Genomic DNA, 16997 nt, shown 5'->3' with positions numbered 1-16997 from the left:
CCTTCCTCCAATACAGTTATAAATTTAATATAGTATTATCGTCAAAGAAAAAATCATCAAATTCATCTATGGTCTTAAACATAACAGACTCTCCAAATACCTCTAAAATGGTGTTTAAACCAGATGACATTTCCTCAAAATCATTATCAAGAGTAGCTTTGAGGATTTGTCTAAAACTAGCTTCAAACTTACAATCCCAAATTCTAAAAGTCTCATCAATCAAAGTAGCCACCTCTTTTTGAGCATATTCCATGCTCTCTAGCGCTTCATTAATTACATGATTAATACCTGACATCTTATAACTAATTTTTTCGGAACTGTCTTTCAATAGCTTTATAGTAGAATATCCTGTACCTATTGCCATCCCAAAAATAAATGCAGGCCCCATGGCCGCTGACATTGATACTATTATTGAGCCTACAGAAACCAATGTTGAACCAATGCTTGTGCTAACCATGACTGCTGTGGCTTGAGAAGCAACTGTTCCAATTGTGGTTCCTATGACAGTGTCCGCTAAAGCACCAGCAATTAGATATCCACCTGTAGTCGAAGCATAGGTAGCACCAGCAGAAAGAGTAATGTCTTTCGCTGTTTCTAATATTAAATCTTGAAAAGCTTTATTACCTTCAATATATTCATACACATTATTGCCAAAGCTAAAGCCCGCAGTAAATGCAGCAGTACATTTTGCTGCAGATATACCAAATTGATGAGCAGCTTGCATTTGATTAACCATACCAACCAATTTACTCGTAATAGGTGCTGTATTATTACCAGTAATCTTTTGATTGACTTTTGCTTCGTTTTTCATGATATTAGTGGTCAGATCAGCTTGGCCTTTTGAAATTGGAGATTCCTCTACAATAACCCCTTTTCTTTCAAGATAAGTTTTTACCTTGGTGTTTCCCTTATTAATTACAAATGTCTGCTCTTTATATTTATCAACGTGAATTTGATACGGGTTATTTTCATATCCCATTTTAGCTTGTTGTAAAGTAGTAGTTCCATCAGATCTAATAGTCGTGAAATCAGCAACCCCATTATCATTGACCATCATCCGAATTTTCCCAGAAGATATGCCTTTTACTGTTGTATCCGCAGAATCCAATGCTTCAAAAACAAAACCACTCGTATTTTTACCACCTCTTGACATATTTAAGGTTTCCAATTGCTTTTGAGTATTTTTTAAAGCTTGATAATAACGTACCTTTTTTTTAGAATCGTCTAAGACTCCATATGCTGAAGAATATGAAAAAACAATTTTTTCATCATCCATGGATATCACCTTCTTTTCAAATATATTTTCAATTTTTAATCTTTACAACATCTCCCTGGCTTCTAAGCCAAATTTCAATCCCGTTTCCAAACACTTCCGCTGTTACCGTATAAACCCCATCCTTTTCTTCCAAAATCTGCGCTGTAGGCAAGCGATCCAAAACCGCCTCAATAGAAAGTCCCGAATACTGAAAAGTAATCCGCTGAAGACTCCCTCCATACATGAACTGCACTCTCTTTCTAAACTCTCCTTCCTCAAACCTCCCTTTATATGGAAGGAAAAAATGCTTTTCCAAAACAGTAAAATTCTGAATCCGGTCAATTCGATAGATTGCGGGAAATAGATCTACTTGACTCTCACTTTCCTTCTTATTATCACCGATAAAGGCTATTAAATAAAAATAATATTCTGAAAACATAATTCCTACCGGTTTCACCATCCGATTTACAGTATCTTTGCTTTTAAGCTTCTTATATTCTATTTTTACACACTTTTGATTGCGAACTGCTTCCCCAAGATTCCATATTGCATCAATAATTTTTGTATGGTGATGAGGTTCTATGTAGTGATGCTTTTCATTTGCAATCAGAGTAGATATATCCCGCTTATTTTCTGGAGAAGAACAATTTTCTAACAGCTTTTCAATAAGTGGAAAAAATTCTTCTTTGGTAAGAGAACGACTTTCTAAAAGAATCTTACACAATGCCAAAAGTTCTCCATTTGTCATTTTTAAATTCCGGATGTCTACAAGCCTGTAACCTTTTAACTTCTTATCATAGATAAGTTGCTGCATACTTCCAGTCTTAACCGAACGATTTGCCAAAAATATTCTCAAATCATCAATATCTCTCTGTAATGAACGGGGGCTGACATGAAAGTATTCTGCTTCGGTTTTCTTACATATAACCTCTCCTTCTATTAATTTTGTGTACAACGTTAAAAGGCGTTCCTGTTTTCTATCATATTCATATTTCCCCATCGTACCCTCCTTGCTATTATGACTATTTTATAGCATATTACCATGGACAGAATATGTCACTCTATCAAAATCTTACAAATTTCCACAAATTTTATGATAATAGTATATCATTGATTCTTATAGCGTTCAATATGATTTAAAATAGAGTTTTTAAAAATGCGCAATATTAACGATCAAGCCTTATGATAGACAAAGGGGTGGTAAAGTAATGGATGCAGATTATATACGTAAGAAAATTACAGAACTTAGAATTAAAAAAGATGTTTCCGAACACCGCATGAGCCTTGATTTAGGTCACTCTCGGTCATATATTCACGGAATTGTAACAGGAAAATCACTGCCGTCCATGACGGAATTTTTATACATATGCGAATACCTTGAAGTTACTCCGAAATATTTCTTTGATTCGGATGGAGAAAATCCAATTCTCATTTCACAGTTAGTTGAAGAAGCTTCTTCTCTATCCGAAAGTGATCTTTTAGCATTAGTATATCTGGCTAAAAGATTGAAAAAATAAATTCAGTGTTTACGTAGCTTCTTAAAATAAAATTTACTATATATTTTATTTTAGTGAGATTTTAAAATTATGCTTTTTAGTTCATCTCTATACATAGTACGAACCCTATTTCTATGAACCGGTGCAGCTGTTGAGGCACTCAGCAGTGCCATTTATATAATATATAACTAATCTCTTTCAGTATATCCATACATCAATATCCTTGTTACATTGCTCATATAAGAAACCTAAGCAGACTCTCTCCGCTCCGTAGCGCCTTCATGGCTCCTACGCTTCGGCTGCTTAGATTTCCTTTATGCTTTATTAAACGACTCATTTTACTTCTTATAGACATTCCACTTAGCGTTTGGCATGATTTCTTTTGCAGCATTACCGAGATCATAATAATCTCCTCGCCGATCATAGAATCTATTCCCGTCCACATAGCTAATTGTATTAATTATAAAATGCACATGAAGATAATATTTACTATAATCACTGCCTTGATGAACACCATATATCACTTGAAATCTCTGCCCTATGTAATTAGCAAACCGTTCTGCAAAAATATAAGCCAACGTCGGATTCATAATATCTTTGCATTCAAATCCCACTACAATATGAACCACCTGCTGACCATCCAATTTGTTATATGCCGTTTTTACAGCTCGAAACGAATCTGCTAAATACTTTATATTACTGTCTATTTCATTTACACCCAATACTTTGTCAGTTTGGCATTGTCTTAAGGATGGATACCATAATAAGCCTACCGCTCCGGAATACTGATAATATTCAGAGCCAAATACATAATTAATTGTATTATAAATTGCATCTTCATTCTGATAATCTTGGTTTACTATGATAATATTCGCCATGATGAACGTACCTCCTCTTTTAATTCCCTGACATCTTCATCTTCTGGATAATTTTCTCCCAGGTGATTTATACATGTAGATATCCTACTTATTGCACATATTAGCTCTTTTTGATTTAATACAACATTATTATCCTTTAAGTCATTTTCAATCAGAGTATTTAAATATTCTGATTGCGTCATATTTAACTTCTCCAGTTTCTCCTTCAGATTTATATATCTATCTTGGGGACAGCGTATAGTTATTTTCTTTGTAACTTCCATTTTTTCCTCCTGTTACTTTAAATTATTACATTCATTGGTTACATATCAATATTCATGATTCTAATACTTTTGTATCTCTGGGATACATACTCTGGCAAGCAAAGGAAAACTGTCGGACAGTCTATTATCTTTGCTTACAAATATGTTATGCCATATTTAAAATAAAACAGCAGTATCTAAAATCATGTGACCTTTATTAGCATTTTTACATATTAGAATACGAACATCTTATATAATAATTATCAAATAAACTTGAAAGGAAAAAATAAAATGCTTAATGACTACGGAGATATCCTAACACTAAACGAGCTTTGTGAAGTTTTAAAAATCAGTGAGAATGTTGCCTATCGGCTAATTAGAGAAAAATCCATTTCTGCCTTTAAAGTTGGTCGAATTTACAAGATTCCCAAAAAAGCTGTGGAATCTTATATTTTGGCGGCAGCAAATATGAAGTAGTGCAATGACTCTATATTTTCACCATAATAACCCCCTGATAGAATTGTATCCTACCAGGGGGTCATTTCTTTATCCATTTTCAATTTCAGATTATTCACAGCTTTCTATCTTTGCTACTCTTTATTCTACATCAAATAGATAGTCCCTATATGACAAAAAAATAATGAATGAGCTATTATACAAGCAATGTCGTATAATAGCTCATTCATTTACTAAGTTGCATTAATTCTGTTCTAATTGGTACAAAATTGGTAAAAAAGTATAATTAATCAAATAGCCATCTTGCTTAAAAGCCTTGATTATACTAGCTTTTCGCAATCTATTACTTCTCAAGTGACTTCATCGTCGGGAACAACAACACATCCCTGATCGCATAAGAATCCGTAAGCAGCATAACAAACCTGTCAATACCGATACCAATACCGCCAGTAGGAGGCATACCGATCATGAGTGCATTTACAAAATCATCATCCATAGAATTCGCTTCATCGTCTCCAGCTGCAAGAAGTGCTTCCTGAGCCTTAAAGCGCTCGATCTGATCCAGAGGATCATTTAACTCAGAGTAAGCATTTGCCATCTCACGCTTTGTAATGAACAGCTCAAAACGCTCCGTATATTCCGGATCATCAGGCTTTTTCTTGGTAAGAGGAGAAATCTCTACCGGATGGTCCATAATAAAGGTCGGCTGTACCAGATGCTCTTCAACAAATTCCTCAAAAAGCATGCTTAAAATATCGCCCTTCTTATGGTGTGCCCCATACTCCACATGGTACTGGTCTGCGAGAGCCTTAGCTTCCTCATCCGTATGAATGGTGGTAAAATCAATATCCTTGTATTTCTTTAAAGCATCTACCATGGTAATGCGTTCAAATGGCTTTGATAAGTCAATTTCCACACCATCATAGTTCACCACAGCCGTTCCAAGGACCTTAAGGGCAACTGACCGGAATAAATCCTCTACCAGATCCATCATGCCGTGGTAATCGGTATAAGCCTGATATAATTCCATTAAAGTAAACTCTGGGTTATGACGGGTATCCACGCCTTCATTACGGAAAACGCGTCCGATTTCATAAACTCTTTCCAGACCGCCTACGATCAGTCTCTTTAAGTAAAGTTCCAAAGAAATACGCAGCTTTACATCTTCATCAAGAGCATTGTAGTGAGTTTCAAATGGTCTTGCCGCAGCGCCGCCTGCATTAGCAACCAGCATAGGTGTCTCCACCTCCATAAAGCCCTGGGCATCCAGATGGTCACGGATGGACTTGATGATCTGGGAACGTTTTACAAACGTATCCCTTACTTCAGGGTTCATGATCAGATCCACATATCTCTGTCTATAACGAATGTCCGTATTGGTCAGACCGTGGAATTTCTCCGGAAGAATCTGAAGGCTCTTGGTAAGCAGGATAACGCTCTCAGCATGGATGGAAACCTCTCCCGTCTTTGTTGTAAACGCAGTTCCCTTAATGCCTACGATATCACCGATATCCAGCTTCTTGAATTCCTTGTATTCCTCTTCTCCGATACTGTCTCTGGCCACATAGGACTGAATATTGCCCTTTAAATCCTGTACATTACAGAAGGAAGCTTTCCCCATTACACGCTTTGACATAAGACGTCCTGCGATGGATACTTCCTTACCTTCCCATTCTTCATAATGCTCTTTGATTTCACCGCTGTGTACGTTAACATCGTACTTTGTAACTTTAAACGGATCCTTTCCCGATTCCTGAAGCTCTGCCAGCTTTTCCCGGCGGACCTTCAGCAAATGGTTTAAGTCCTCTTCTTTCACCTGATTCTGGTTTTGATTCTGCTGTTCTGCCACCTGTTTGCACTCCTTTGTGAACTATGTTAAGGAAGTTCGATTCGCCAATCGGCTCATCGAACGGCTAATTTTCTAAGACACTCTCTGGATTTCCAGAACTTTATACTGGATCACGCCGGACTGTGTCTCAACGTCTACCACATCTCCAACTTTCCTGCCCATCAGTGCATGACCAACCGGGGATTCGTTAGAAATTTTATTCTGAAGGCTGTTTGCCTCTGTGGAACCCACGATTTTGAATTCCATTTCTTCGTCTTCATCAACATCGTAGACTTTTACCTTGCAGCCAATATTAATCTTATCTAAATCAATCTCATCCTCAACCACTACCTCTGCATTTTTAAGGAGCTTCTCCAGCTCTTCAATACGCATCTCAATGTCTCTCTGCTCATCCTTAGCGGCATCATACTCAGCGTTCTCGGATAAGTCACCTTGCTCCCTGGCTTCCTTGATCTTCTGGGCGACCTCTTGTCTTTTTACTACCTTTAAATTATGAAGCTCATCCTCGTATCTTTTAAGGCCTTCGTAGGTTAAAATATTTTTCTTGTCTACCATGGTTTTTGATTCCTCCTGGTTTCATACTCGCTCATTCGCATTCCAAATATTATAGCGTAAACATCTAAAAATGTCAAGAATGTAACTATTCCTTATTCTACTTCTCTGATCGGAATTTTCCGATCCTATCTTCCGCAAAATGCCTTAATTCGTCCATGGTTCCCACCTGGTTGATATCATTTCTAAGCTTTGCAGAATGAGGAAGTCCGGCTGTATACCACGCCATATGCCCGCGCATTTCACGCATGGCCACCGCTTCCCCTTTGTGCTCCATCTCCAGGGCACCATGGCGGATGATCATATTAGAAATCTCTTCTCTGGTGGGTGCTGGAAGCAGTTCTCCTGTTTCCAGATAATGAAGGGTCCTTTTAAAGATCCAGGGATTCCCCTTGGCTCCTCTGGCGATCATCACCCCGTCACAGCCGGTTTCCTCCAGAAGAGCCTTGGCATCCTCCGGCTTAAATACGTCGCCGTTTCCAATGACCGGAATTGAGACAGCTTCCTTTACCTTCCTTATAATATTCCAGTCCGCTGTTCCTGAATAATACTGTTCCCTGGTCCTGCCATGAACAGCAACTGCCGCCACTCCGCAGCTTTCCGCCATTTTGGCAAATTCCACGGCATTGCAATCCTCATCTGTAAAGCCTTTTCTGAATTTTACGGTCACAGGCTTTTTAACGGTCTTTACCATAGCGGTTAAAATACGCTCTGCAAGCCTGATATCCTTCATCAGCGCCGACCCCTCGCCGTTATTAACGATCTTCGGCATGGGACATCCCATGTTCACATCAATGAATGCATAGGGCCCTTCTTCCACCTTAGCAGCGATATCCGCCATGATATCCGGATCAGAACCAAAAAGCTGGAGGCTGACAGGGCCTTCCCCATCGGCCACCTTTAGCAGCTCATTTGTATTTCTGTTTTTATATAAAATTGCCTTGGCGCTGACCATCTCCGTTACTGCCATACCGCAGCCCTGCTCCCTGCAGAGAAAACGAAATGGCAGGTCCGTAACTCCTGCCATCGGTGCCAGTATCAGGTTGTTGTCCAACGTCAAATTTCCAATTCTAAGCTTCACGTATCTATTTCTCCGCCTTCCAATTCTTCTCCCAGATAAAACACCCGGTAATACATTTCCAAAGATTCCAGAAGTTCTCTTTTCTCTTTCCGGTACTGTTTGATCTTCAGCACGCTTCCGATCTCATCAAACAGATAATCCCCCTCCTCTGCTGTTACCTTAAATTCCAGGGTGCCATCCTCATCGTATTCCATGATAAGGATTCCTCCTACATCTTCGGTATAAAGCACGCACATAATTTGAAGATCCTGCTTGATGCTTTCGGGGAGGGCCACAAACTGCTGGTTAAAATAATATTTCTGCTCATAGGAATTGGCGCCGCAAAGCACCACATTATCTCCATCATGCTCCATCGTTTCTGCCACCGCTCTTTCCTTATTAATGCGCATTTCCAATATTTACTGAGATTATATTTTAGCATACACGGAAAGAAATGACAATAGGCTAAAAATCAGTGGTACACCGCTTGATTAGCCGGCATGGAATCCGGTTATTCCTGTTAACTTCCGTTTCTTCTCCCAGAAGAATTTTCATCATATTATCGACGGAGATGTTGCATAATTCCTCGACCCGGTTATCAATGGAAGAAAGCTCCGGATCGCTGCAGATCGACAGGGCGGAATTATTAAATCCGGTAATACACAAATTTTCCGGTACCTTTAATAGCTTTGCATTGGCATACTTAATCGCACCTACGGCAAGACCGTCATCTGTAGCTACCACGCTGTCAAATCGTAAATCACGGCGTTCCAGAAGAATATCCCTTACCGTATGGATCCGGTTCTTTACATAAAGCTTTAAATCTCCCAGCACAGGAAGCCCGTGGGCTTTTAAAGCGGATTCATAGCCTGCCAATTTCTGATTTGCACTGTAAGAATGGGAGTCACATAGAAACAAGATTCTCTTCCGTCCTGTCTCAATCATCTGGCTGGTCACATCGTAGGTTGCCTGATAATCATCTCCATAAGCACAATAAATATTCTCACCATCCAAAAATCCGTTGATCAAAAATACCGGAATCTGCTTTGCTGCATCGCGGACATACTGCGTATTTTTATCCGATTCCCCTGTTCCTGCATAAGTAGAACCAACCATGAGGAGCGCATCAATCCGCTTCGCAAGAAGAAGGCTGACATACTTTTCTTTTACGGACTGTTCAAATCCGCTGCAGCACAAAATACAGTCGTAACCATGCTCGTGCATGCGGCTCTCTAAATGGGCTACCGCTGTAGCCATATATGCATCTGATACATCTGGACATAAAATCCCAATGGTCTTCATGGAATCAAGCCCAAGGCCTCTGGCAAATACATTGGGAGTATAGCCATGTTCTTCCATAATCGTCCTGACTTTTTGTTTTGTTTTCTCACTCACACGGGGGCTGTCGTTCACCACCCGGGATACGGTAGCGATGGAAACTCCTGCAAGTTCTGCAATGTCATAAATGTTCATCCTGGTAGTCCCTTTTACTCATCAAAATTTCCACACACAAAGCAAGCGTAAGCGCTTACACTTTTCTCGCTTCATTATACAGGATAAATTTCTGTAAAGCAACTGTTATTGTTGATTTTATTTCTTAAAAAAATCTGTTTTTTTCTTAAATTGTTCCCCTAAATAAAAAGAAAAATCTCTTTTTTTCTTTCCCTATTGACGTCTGCACCAAAATAGTGTATGTTTTATGTAAGTACTTACATTACATGTACCGATTGATTCTGGTACCAAGAAAGGAAAGGAAGCTTATGCAGGATTTTATCAAAATTCATTCCGGAGATAATGTAGCAGTTGCATTAAAGCCGCTTTCTTCCGGCACTGCCGCAGAGATAGGCGGAAATACCGTTACACTCCTGGAAGATATCCCACAGGGTCATAAATTCGCCCTCGCCGATATACCTGCCGGCTCATCCGTCATCAAATACGGCTGTGCCATTGGCATGGCAAAGGAACATATTAAGACAGGGGCCTGGATTCACACGCATAATTTAAAAACAGGTTTGGGGGATTTACTTGCTTATACGTACGAGAAACAGGAAACGGCTGTTATCCCCACAGAAGAACGTTTCTTTCAAGGCTACCGTAGGCCGGACGGTAAAGTGGGTGTGCGCAATGAAATCTGGATCATTCCCACTGTTGGCTGTGTCAATAACATAGCCACTGCTCTGGAGCGTATGGCTAAGAAATACGTAGGCGGCTCCATTGACGAAATCGCCGCATTCCCTCATCCTTACGGCTGTTCCCAGATGGGTGACGACCAGGAATATACAAGAACCATTCTGGCTGATTTAATCAACCATCCCAACGCCGGAGGCGTTCTGGTCCTGGGACTTGGCTGTGAAAACAGCAGCGTTTCCGAACTGAAACCCTATATCGGCGATTACGACGAGAACAGAGTGAAATTCCTGGTAACTCAGGAGTCTGAGGATGAAATGGTTGATGCCATGGAGCTCATCGGACAGCTGGCTGAATACGCAGGCACGTTCCACAGAGAGCCTGTAAGCTGCAGCGAACTCATCATTGGTATGAAATGCGGCGGTTCCGACGGTTTATCCGGAATCACGGCCAATCCCACGGTAGGAGCATTCTCCGATATGCTGGTTTCCAAAGGCGGAACAACCATCCTGACGGAGGTTCCCGAGATGTTCGGTGCGGAAACGCTTCTTATGAACCGCTGCCAGAATGAAGAGACCTTTGATAAAACCGTGGATCTGATCAATGATTTCAAGAACTATTTCACCAGCCATAACCAGACCATTTACGAAAATCCTTCCCCTGGCAACAAAAAGGGCGGTATCTCTACCCTGGAGGACAAATCCTTAGGCTGTGTCCAGAAATCCGGCAGCGCTCCGGTCGTAGATGTATTAAAATACGGGGAACCGGTACGCGATAAGGGCTTAAATCTCTTAAGTGCTCCCGGTAACGACTTAGTGGCCTCCACGGCACTGGCCGCTTCCGGTGCCCACATCGTTCTGTTCACCACAGGCCGCGGTACACCATTTGCCTGCCCGGTACCGACCATGAAGATTTCCACCAACACTGCCTTAAGCACAAAGAAAAGTAACTGGATTGATTTCAACTGCGGCGTACTGGTCGAGGGTACGGATATGGATACCCTTAAAAATGAATTCTTTGATTTTGTCATCGAGGTAGCTTCCGGCAAAAAGGTAAAATCCGAAGAAGCAGGTTTCCATGACATGGCTATCTTTAAGCAAGGCGTGACCTTATAATTCAACTACTATGCCATTCTGTGTCCCTATATGAATGCAGAATGCGGATTGAAATATGCAATGAAGAAAAAAGGAGATAAATTCAATGGAAAAGTTATGTTATAAAACACTGGAAAAACCTGGGTATGACGGATATCTTTTAAAGGAAGCCCCGGAACGTGTGCTGCAGTTCGGCGAAGGCAATTTCTTAAGGGCATTTGTGGATTATTTTATCGATGTCCTGAATGAAAAAACCGGATTTAATTCCAAGGTTGTTTTATGCCAGCCCATTGCACCAGGTCTTGCGGATATGATCAACGAACAGGAAGGACTTTATACCCTCTTTCTCCGTGGTTTTGAAAACGGGCAGAAGGTAAATGCCAAACGGGTGATCTCCTGTGTAAGCAGATGCTTAAATCCTTATGCAGATTATGAGTCCGTATTGGCTTGTGCGGATAATCCTGACCTGCGTTACATTGCCTGCAATACCACTGAAGCAGGTATTACCTACGATCCTTCCTGCCAGTTTACAGATGTTCCGGCTGACAGCTACCCTGGAAAACTGACCCAGTTCCTTTACAGAAGATTTGAAAAGTTCGGAAAGGAAGCCGGAAAGGGCTTTGTTATCCTCTCCTGCGAGCTGATCGATAACAACGGAAAAGAGCTGGAAAAGTGTGTTTTAAAATACGCAGAGCAATGGAACCTGGGCGATGAATTCATTCACTGGATCAAAGAGGAGAACATCTTCTGCTCCACTCTGGTAGACCGCATCGTAACCGGATATCCGAGAAATGAAGCTGCTGCCATCTGTGAAGAATTAGGCTATCAGGATAACATCATCGATACCGGTGAAGTCTTCGGCTTCTGGGTCATCGAAGGACCGGACAGCTTAAAGAAAGAACTGCCTTTTGAAGAAGCAGGCCTCCCTGTTATCATCTGTAACGATCACAAGCCATATAAGCAGAGAAAGGTCCGCATATTAAACGGCGCACATACATCTTTTGTATTAGGCGCTTACCTTGCCGGACAGGATATTGTCCGCAACTGCATGGATGACGAAGTGATCTGCGGCTTTATGAATAAGACCATTTATGATGAGATCATTCCTACCCTGACCCTTCCAAAGGAAGAATTAATGAGTTTTGCATCCTCTGTTACGGAGCGTTTCAAAAACCCATTTATTGATCATGCCCTGTTATCCATTTCCTTAAATACCACCTCCAAATGGAAAGCCCGTGTTATGCCTTCCCTTAAAAGCTACGTGGAGAAAACAGGCACACTACCTAAATGTATAACAGCCTCCTTCGCTTTCTACATTGCATTCTACAACGGAATGAACCTTACGGTCGACGGCCTTGTTGCAGTACGTCCTGCTGGTGATGAATACACCATCAAGGATGATAAGCCGATTCTTCAGTTCTTCTATGATCATAAGGATGACGATGCGGCTTCCCTTGTTCACGCGGTTTGCACCAATGCAGACTTCTGGGATGAGGATTTAAGTGAAATTCCAGGATTTGAAGAAGCCGTAGCTGGTTATTTAACAGGTATTAAAGAAAAAGGCGCATATGAAGTTATGAAGGAATGTTTAAACTGATTGGAAGAAAGTGTAGCCATGCGTAGCAAAGCATTTCTTGATTAATAAGACATATCTCCCACAAATCAAAAGAAACCGGAAGTCCTGAACAAGGACCCGGTTTCTTTTTTTATTTATTATGAGTCCGCAGCGTAGCTTTCAAGAAATTTCCTTGACCATTCTGCATTATCCGGCCTGCTGTCCTCAATGGTCATCTGGATATACGGCTTTTCCTTTTTCACAAAATCCAGGATCGCATCGTATTTCATAACACCGGTTCCCGGAGCGCCGGATATGATGCGGCCATCTTCCACTACAAAGTCTTTCATATGAAGAACATCTGTATAGCAGCCTAAATCCTCAATGGCTTCTCTTATTACCTGCTCGTAATTACCGCTGTTTTCTACTGACAAAAGATTAACCGGATCCAGGATAATTCTTAAATTAGGCGAATCAATGGCTTTAAGTACCTTTAGTGCCTGTTTCGAATTGTATACAATATGGCTCCACACCGGTTCGATTGCCAGAATCACACCGAATTTTTCCGCACACTTCACAACCGGACGTAAATTGGTGATAAATGTCTGAAGGGCTTCCTCTGTGTGGCAGGCCGGTTCATAACAATATTCCTTATTCGGTGCGCCAGTTTCGGTTCCGACAACGCTGCAGCTTAAAATAGAGGCAAAACGCAGATGCGCGAAATAACGCTCCTGGATTTTTTTGATTTCTTCCGGATCTGGATGAGCCAGATTTAAATAGCAGCCCAAAACTGCGATATCCACATCATGTTCTGCGAATTTTTTACGCAAATGTGAAGCATAGCCTGGCGTCAGCGCGGAATTCTCCACGGAATGTTCCTGCACAGTTTTTGCCAGGGCCAAATGGGCACAGGTAAATCCCTGTTCGTGGGCAATCTTCACCCGTTCCTCCAGGGTTCCAGGTGCGACATCATGTAACCGGATTCCGATCTGCATAATAAACTCCTCCTTTATCTCACTTCGTAATGATTGATACTGCTTAACTCAAAGGCTTCCCCTTCCTGGCCGGAAATCTTCACATGATCACAGATCAGGGTGTCTACGTTACTGATGAGAAATCCTTTTTTCCTGCACTCTCCTACTCCGGACAGCATGGCGGGGGCTCCTGTCTTTGCCTCGTACGCAAAGGAAATATCAACATTTTTAAATTCAATGCGCTCAATTTTTTTCTCCGGCAGCCCATAGAGAAAGGAAGCCGCCACATGGCAGTTTTCCGCCTTGATGTTGGTAAAGTACAGCCTCTTGATCTCTGGGGTCCGTTCATCAACAGGAAGGGCCTCTCTGCACTGTACATAATCAGACTTTCCATCGGGATCACAGAAATAAAAGCTGTTTACAACAAATGGTGTCATGACATGATCCATGTGTATGTGGTCAAAATAAATTTCAGAAAGCACAGAGTCCTTTCCCCGGCCTCTTCTTGTCTTGATCCGAAGGCCTCTGTCCGTATTGGAAAACAGGCAGCGCTCCACTCGGATATTCCTAACACCTGCACCCACTTCGCTTCCCACAGTCACCGCCCCATGGCCGTCTTCCATCAGACACTGGCGGATCACGATGTTTTCAGAAGGTGTTTGATACCTGCGGCCCATGTAGATTTTTCCAGACTTGATTGCTATGCAGTCATCTCCTAAAGAAAAGTGAAGGCCCAGTATTTCCACGTTCTTGCAGGATTCCGGGTCCAGACCATCCGTATTGGGAGAATCTGCCGGATTATAAACATCCAGATTGAGGAATTTTAAGTCCTGGCTGAAATATGGATGAAGCACCCAGGCAGGGCTGTTTTTTAAGGAAAAGCCCTGAAGGGTAACGTTTTTACACCTTTCTAAAAATACCATGCGTGGACGGAATGCCACCTTCATCCGGCGGACATTATCCCACCAGTTATCAAAGGAAGCCTGACCATTGATGAGGCCGCTGCCATAGACCACCGCATCTTCCACATCGATACCGGTTATGATTCCTGCAAACATCGGGAGAGGATTACCTTCCCAGGTCCCCAGATTGTAATCCTCTTTTTCATCATAGCTCTCGATCATTCCAGGAAATCTGGGATATTTGTTCCGGTCCGTATCTGCCAGAAGTTCCGCTCCCTCCGCCAGCTCAAGCCTTAAATGGCTTTTTAGAAACAGGCTGGTAATACGGTATTTTCCTTTTGGAATCAGTACCCGGCTGTCCTTCGGACAAGCCATGACAGCCGCCTGGATAAAGGAGGTATCATCCTGGATTCCATCGCCCCTGGCTCCCATATCTTTTACATTTAATGTTACAAATTCATAGTCGGTATGGAAACTGGCTTCCGCCCTTTCCCCATTTCTTTCCAGAGAAATATTATAATCCATATCAGGTTTTAAGTCAAACAACGTAAAGACAACCCGTTTCGTTTCTCCATAAACATTTCCGTTTACCAGAATCTTTCCCGGTTTTTCAAATTCATAAATCTGCTCCGTAACAGTCTCCAGGGTTACGGACCGTGCCGTTTTAAAGACAATTTTTATTTCCATTCTGACTTCACCTCTACTTTTTCCTGCGTCAATCGGATATTAGCAATCCGTGATCCTACTTGATGATGTTAAAAAGGGCGCGGCAATTACTTACCACGCCCGTACTTTTCATTATCCTTTCACGCCTCCTGCTGCGATACCATCAATAAAGGCATCCTGGGCACAGAAGAATACAATCAGGGAAGGAATAATGGAGATTAAAGACATCGCCAGAATCCGGTTCCACTGGAATCCTACATCACCATCCATGGACATGCGCAAATATATGGAATTCGTATATTTGGGCATATCGGAAACGTAAATAAGCGGTCCCATAAAGTCATTGGACGTCCACATAAACTGAAACAGTGCAACGGACACCAGCGATGGCTTTAACATGGGAACAATCACATGCCATAAGGTTTTAATGGAACTGCAGCCATCAATTTTGGCAGCTTCCTCCAGTTCCTTTGGCACACCTCTTAAAAACTGTATCAGCATGAATAAGAAATAGGTATCTCCTGCAAACAGGGAGGGAACCACTAACGGTAAATAGGAGTTGGTCCAGCCCCATTTATTGAACATGATATACTGGGGAGCATTTAACACTACCTGAGGCAGAAACAGGGTGGAAATCATAAGAGAAAACAGGATTCCCTTTCCCTTAAATTCAAACCGGCCGAAACCATAAGCCGTGATCGTGGCTGATACAACGGTGAAAAGAACCTTTGGCACAACAATCTTGTATGTATTGAGCATGGATTTGATCAGATTGATCTTTCCGCCGTAATCTACAAATGCATTGGCATAACCATCGGTCACAGGCTTTTTAGGCCAAAACCATGCGCTGGTAAAAATCTCCGAATTTGTCTTAAAAGTAGCACCTACCATCCAGATCAGGGGGTATACCATAATAAATCCGACAAGAATCAGTAATGCATAACGGATCGCTGCACTGATCTTTCTCTTAGTCTCTTTCGTCATGTCATTTACCTCCCATCCTCATCTGAATAATAAACCCACTTCTTCTGGCTTACAAACGCTACTACCGTAAAGGTCATAACAATGAGGAACAGGATCCAGGCCTGTGCACTTGCCATACCCATCTTATGCCGTAAGAATGCGTTGTTATAAATCAGGATGGAGATCAAAGTAGTCGCACCGTTAGGTCCTCCCTTTGTTACAAGGAATGGCCCGTTGAATTCCTGGAACGCCTGGCATAACTGAGTGATCAGGTTGTAGAAAATAACCGGTGTAATTAAAGGAACCGTAATTTTAAAGAACTGTGTCCACTTTCCTGCCCCGTCAATGGAAGCTGCTTCGTATAAGTCTTCAGAGACACCCTTTAAGGCTGCGAGGAAGATCACCATGGCAGAACCAAACTGCCAGACCCTTAAAAGTACAATCACGGTCAGGGCACCGCCTCCGCTTGCCATCCAGTTGATCTTTTCAACACCAAATACGCCAAGAACGGTATTAATCAGGCCGTCTGTATTGAATACGGCTCTCCATAAAATTGCGATGGCAATGGATCCTCCCAGAATAGACGGAACATAATACGCAGTCCGGAAGAAATTAACTCCTTTTAATTTAAAGTTCAGGATATATGCGATGAACAATGCGAACATCAACTTTAAGGGAACATCGAAAATTGCATATTTAAATGTAACATAAAATGCTTTTTTAATGTCGGAATCTGTGAAAATTTTATTATAGTTCATCATACCTGTCTTCGATATGCCATTAAACAAATCATAGTTTGTAAAGCTATAGTATAGGGAAGAGGCGAACGGATAAACTTTGAAAAGTATAAATCCGACCAGCCATGGTAAGATGAAAAAGAATCCTGCATTGTCTGCCAGAACCTTACGGATACCTTTTGACTTCATAC

General features: G+C 41.6%; 16 protein-coding genes and 1 pseudogene. 4 read left to right on the top strand and 13 right to left on the bottom strand.

Annotated features, from left to right (window positions below):
- Positions 1 to 16: 16 nt before the first annotated feature.
- The gene (locus tag BMX69_RS01685) at positions 17 to 1276 is read right to left on the bottom strand and encodes a hypothetical protein (protein ID WP_100041374.1); all 1260 of its coding nucleotides are present in this window, start codon (positions 1274 to 1276) and stop codon (positions 17 to 19) included.
- Between the two features lie 28 nt (positions 1277 to 1304).
- Entirely contained in the window at positions 1305 to 2255 is a 951-nt protein-coding gene (locus BMX69_RS01680; protein ID WP_100041373.1) for a helix-turn-helix transcriptional regulator, read from the bottom strand.
- A 208-nt stretch (positions 2256 to 2463) separates the two neighbouring features.
- Between BMX69_RS01680 and BMX69_RS01675 the strand changes: the two genes are divergently transcribed.
- Positions 2464 to 2772, top strand: coding sequence for a helix-turn-helix domain-containing protein (locus tag BMX69_RS01675; protein WP_100041372.1), 309 nt, complete (start codon positions 2464 to 2466; stop codon positions 2770 to 2772).
- Positions 2773 to 3089: 317 nt separating this feature from the next.
- On the opposite strand, the gene BMX69_RS01670 is transcribed toward BMX69_RS01675, so the two are convergent.
- Together BMX69_RS01670 and BMX69_RS01665 are read right to left on the bottom strand one after the other, a co-directional pair.
- Positions 3090 to 3629: a relaxase/mobilization nuclease domain-containing protein gene (locus BMX69_RS01670; RefSeq protein ID WP_054791973.1), complete on the bottom strand. Its 540-nt coding sequence runs from the start codon at positions 3627 to 3629 to the stop codon at positions 3090 to 3092.
- Complete coding sequence (locus BMX69_RS01665) at positions 3611 to 3892, bottom strand: hypothetical protein (RefSeq protein ID WP_054791972.1); 282 nt, start codon at positions 3890 to 3892, stop codon at positions 3611 to 3613. Before BMX69_RS01665 ends, BMX69_RS01670 begins: the two co-directional genes overlap by 19 nt.
- Before the next feature lie 270 nt (positions 3893 to 4162).
- Here BMX69_RS01665 and BMX69_RS01660 point away from each other — a divergent pair, with 270 nt between their 5' ends.
- Positions 4163 to 4348, top strand: a complete 186-nt coding sequence (locus BMX69_RS01660; RefSeq protein WP_100041371.1) for a helix-turn-helix domain-containing protein — start codon at positions 4163 to 4165, stop codon at positions 4346 to 4348.
- A 331-nt stretch (positions 4349 to 4679) separates the two neighbouring features.
- On the opposite strand, the pseudogene lysS reads toward BMX69_RS01660, so the two are convergent.
- The 5 genes and pseudogenes from lysS to BMX69_RS01635 form a co-directional block, all read right to left on the bottom strand.
- Positions 4680 to 6176: pseudogene (lysS, locus tag BMX69_RS01655) on the bottom strand (lysine--tRNA ligase); the annotation flags it as partial.
- Between the two features lie 72 nt (positions 6177 to 6248).
- On the bottom strand, positions 6249 to 6731 hold the full coding sequence (greA, locus tag BMX69_RS01650) for a transcription elongation factor GreA (RefSeq protein ID WP_025231851.1): 483 nt from the start codon (positions 6729 to 6731) through the stop codon (positions 6249 to 6251).
- Positions 6732 to 6828: 97 nt separating this feature from the next.
- A complete protein-coding gene (dusB, locus tag BMX69_RS01645; protein ID WP_054791969.1) occupies positions 6829 to 7809 on the bottom strand; it encodes a tRNA dihydrouridine synthase DusB in 981 nt (326 codons plus the stop codon).
- Entirely contained in the window at positions 7806 to 8162 is a 357-nt protein-coding gene (locus tag BMX69_RS01640; protein ID WP_054791983.1) for a DUF6145 family protein, read from the bottom strand. The genes dusB and BMX69_RS01640 overlap by 4 nt, the downstream gene beginning before the upstream one ends.
- A 91-nt stretch (positions 8163 to 8253) precedes the next feature.
- The gene (locus BMX69_RS01635; RefSeq protein ID WP_054791968.1) at positions 8254 to 9261 is read right to left on the bottom strand and encodes a LacI family DNA-binding transcriptional regulator; all 1008 of its coding nucleotides are present in this window, start codon (positions 9259 to 9261) and stop codon (positions 8254 to 8256) included.
- Between the two features lie 287 nt (positions 9262 to 9548).
- On the opposite strand from BMX69_RS01635, the gene BMX69_RS01630 reads away from it, so the two are divergent.
- Together BMX69_RS01630 and BMX69_RS01625 are read left to right on the top strand one after the other, a co-directional pair.
- Positions 9549 to 11030 carry a UxaA family hydrolase gene (locus tag BMX69_RS01630; RefSeq protein WP_054791967.1) on the top strand — a complete coding sequence of 494 codons (1482 nt, stop codon included), beginning with the start codon at positions 9549 to 9551 and terminating at the stop codon, positions 11028 to 11030.
- A gap of 85 nt (positions 11031 to 11115) precedes the next feature.
- Positions 11116 to 12606: a tagaturonate reductase gene (locus BMX69_RS01625; RefSeq protein ID WP_100041370.1), complete on the top strand. Its 1491-nt coding sequence runs from the start codon at positions 11116 to 11118 to the stop codon at positions 12604 to 12606.
- 116 nt (positions 12607 to 12722) lie between these two features.
- Here the strand turns inward: BMX69_RS01625 and BMX69_RS01620 are convergent, their stop codons facing one another.
- The 4 genes from BMX69_RS01620 to BMX69_RS01605 form a co-directional block, all read right to left on the bottom strand.
- A complete protein-coding gene (locus BMX69_RS01620; RefSeq protein WP_100041369.1) occupies positions 12723 to 13559 on the bottom strand; it encodes a sugar phosphate isomerase/epimerase family protein in 837 nt (278 codons plus the stop codon).
- A 14-nt stretch (positions 13560 to 13573) separates the two neighbouring features.
- Positions 13574 to 15127 (bottom strand): glycoside hydrolase family 28 protein, encoded by a 1554-nt coding sequence (locus tag BMX69_RS01615; protein WP_100041368.1) that lies wholly within the window; start codon positions 15125 to 15127, stop codon positions 13574 to 13576.
- A gap of 111 nt (positions 15128 to 15238) precedes the next feature.
- Entirely contained in the window at positions 15239 to 16090 is an 852-nt protein-coding gene (locus BMX69_RS01610; RefSeq protein ID WP_025231843.1) for a carbohydrate ABC transporter permease, read from the bottom strand.
- 5 nt (positions 16091 to 16095) lie between these two features.
- Positions 16096 to 16995 carry a carbohydrate ABC transporter permease gene (locus BMX69_RS01605; RefSeq protein WP_025231842.1) on the bottom strand — a complete coding sequence of 300 codons (900 nt, stop codon included), beginning with the start codon at positions 16993 to 16995 and terminating at the stop codon, positions 16096 to 16098.
- Between the last annotated feature and the right edge of the window lie 2 nt (positions 16996 to 16997).

It is taken from the genome of Lacrimispora sphenoides JCM 1415, from assembly GCF_900105615.1.
Lineage (GTDB): Bacteria > Bacillota > Clostridia > Lachnospirales > Lachnospiraceae > Lacrimispora > Lacrimispora sphenoides.
The sequence above is the reverse complement of the archived record's forward strand: the minus strand, read 5'-3'. Positions and strand labels throughout refer to the sequence as shown.

Excerpts from the sequence above, each read along its gene's own strand:
- BMX69_RS01640 (WP_054791983.1), bottom strand. The coding sequence starts at position 8,162 with ATGGAGCATGATGGAGATAATGTGGTGCTTTGCGGCGCCAATTCCTAT.
- BMX69_RS01660 (WP_100041371.1), top strand. The coding sequence starts at position 4,163 with ATGCTTAATGACTACGGAGATATCCTAACACTAAACGAGCTTTGTGAA.
- BMX69_RS01675 (WP_100041372.1), top strand. The coding sequence starts at position 2,464 with ATGGATGCAGATTATATACGTAAGAAAATTACAGAACTTAGAATTAAA.
- BMX69_RS01685 (WP_100041374.1), bottom strand. The coding sequence starts at position 1,276 with ATGGATGATGAAAAAATTGTTTTTTCATATTCTTCAGCATATGGAGTC.
- BMX69_RS01620 (WP_100041369.1), bottom strand. The coding sequence starts at position 13,559 with ATGCAGATCGGAATCCGGTTACATGATGTCGCACCTGGAACCCTGGAG.
- BMX69_RS01605 (WP_025231842.1), bottom strand. The coding sequence starts at position 16,995 with ATGAAGTCAAAAGGTATCCGTAAGGTTCTGGCAGACAATGCAGGATTC.
- BMX69_RS01635 (WP_054791968.1), bottom strand. The coding sequence starts at position 9,261 with ATGAACATTTATGACATTGCAGAACTTGCAGGAGTTTCCATCGCTACC.
- BMX69_RS01630 (WP_054791967.1), top strand. The coding sequence starts at position 9,549 with ATGCAGGATTTTATCAAAATTCATTCCGGAGATAATGTAGCAGTTGCA.
- BMX69_RS01680 (WP_100041373.1), bottom strand. The coding sequence starts at position 2,255 with ATGGGGAAATATGAATATGATAGAAAACAGGAACGCCTTTTAACGTTG.
- BMX69_RS01615 (WP_100041368.1), bottom strand. The coding sequence starts at position 15,127 with ATGGAAATAAAAATTGTCTTTAAAACGGCACGGTCCGTAACCCTGGAG.
- BMX69_RS01610 (WP_025231843.1), bottom strand. The coding sequence starts at position 16,090 with ATGACGAAAGAGACTAAGAGAAAGATCAGTGCAGCGATCCGTTATGCA.
- greA (WP_025231851.1), bottom strand. The coding sequence starts at position 6,731 with ATGGTAGACAAGAAAAATATTTTAACCTACGAAGGCCTTAAAAGATAC.
- BMX69_RS01670 (WP_054791973.1), bottom strand. The coding sequence starts at position 3,629 with ATGGCGAATATTATCATAGTAAACCAAGATTATCAGAATGAAGATGCA.
- BMX69_RS01665 (WP_054791972.1), bottom strand. The coding sequence starts at position 3,892 with ATGGAAGTTACAAAGAAAATAACTATACGCTGTCCCCAAGATAGATAT.
- BMX69_RS01625 (WP_100041370.1), top strand. The coding sequence starts at position 11,116 with ATGGAAAAGTTATGTTATAAAACACTGGAAAAACCTGGGTATGACGGA.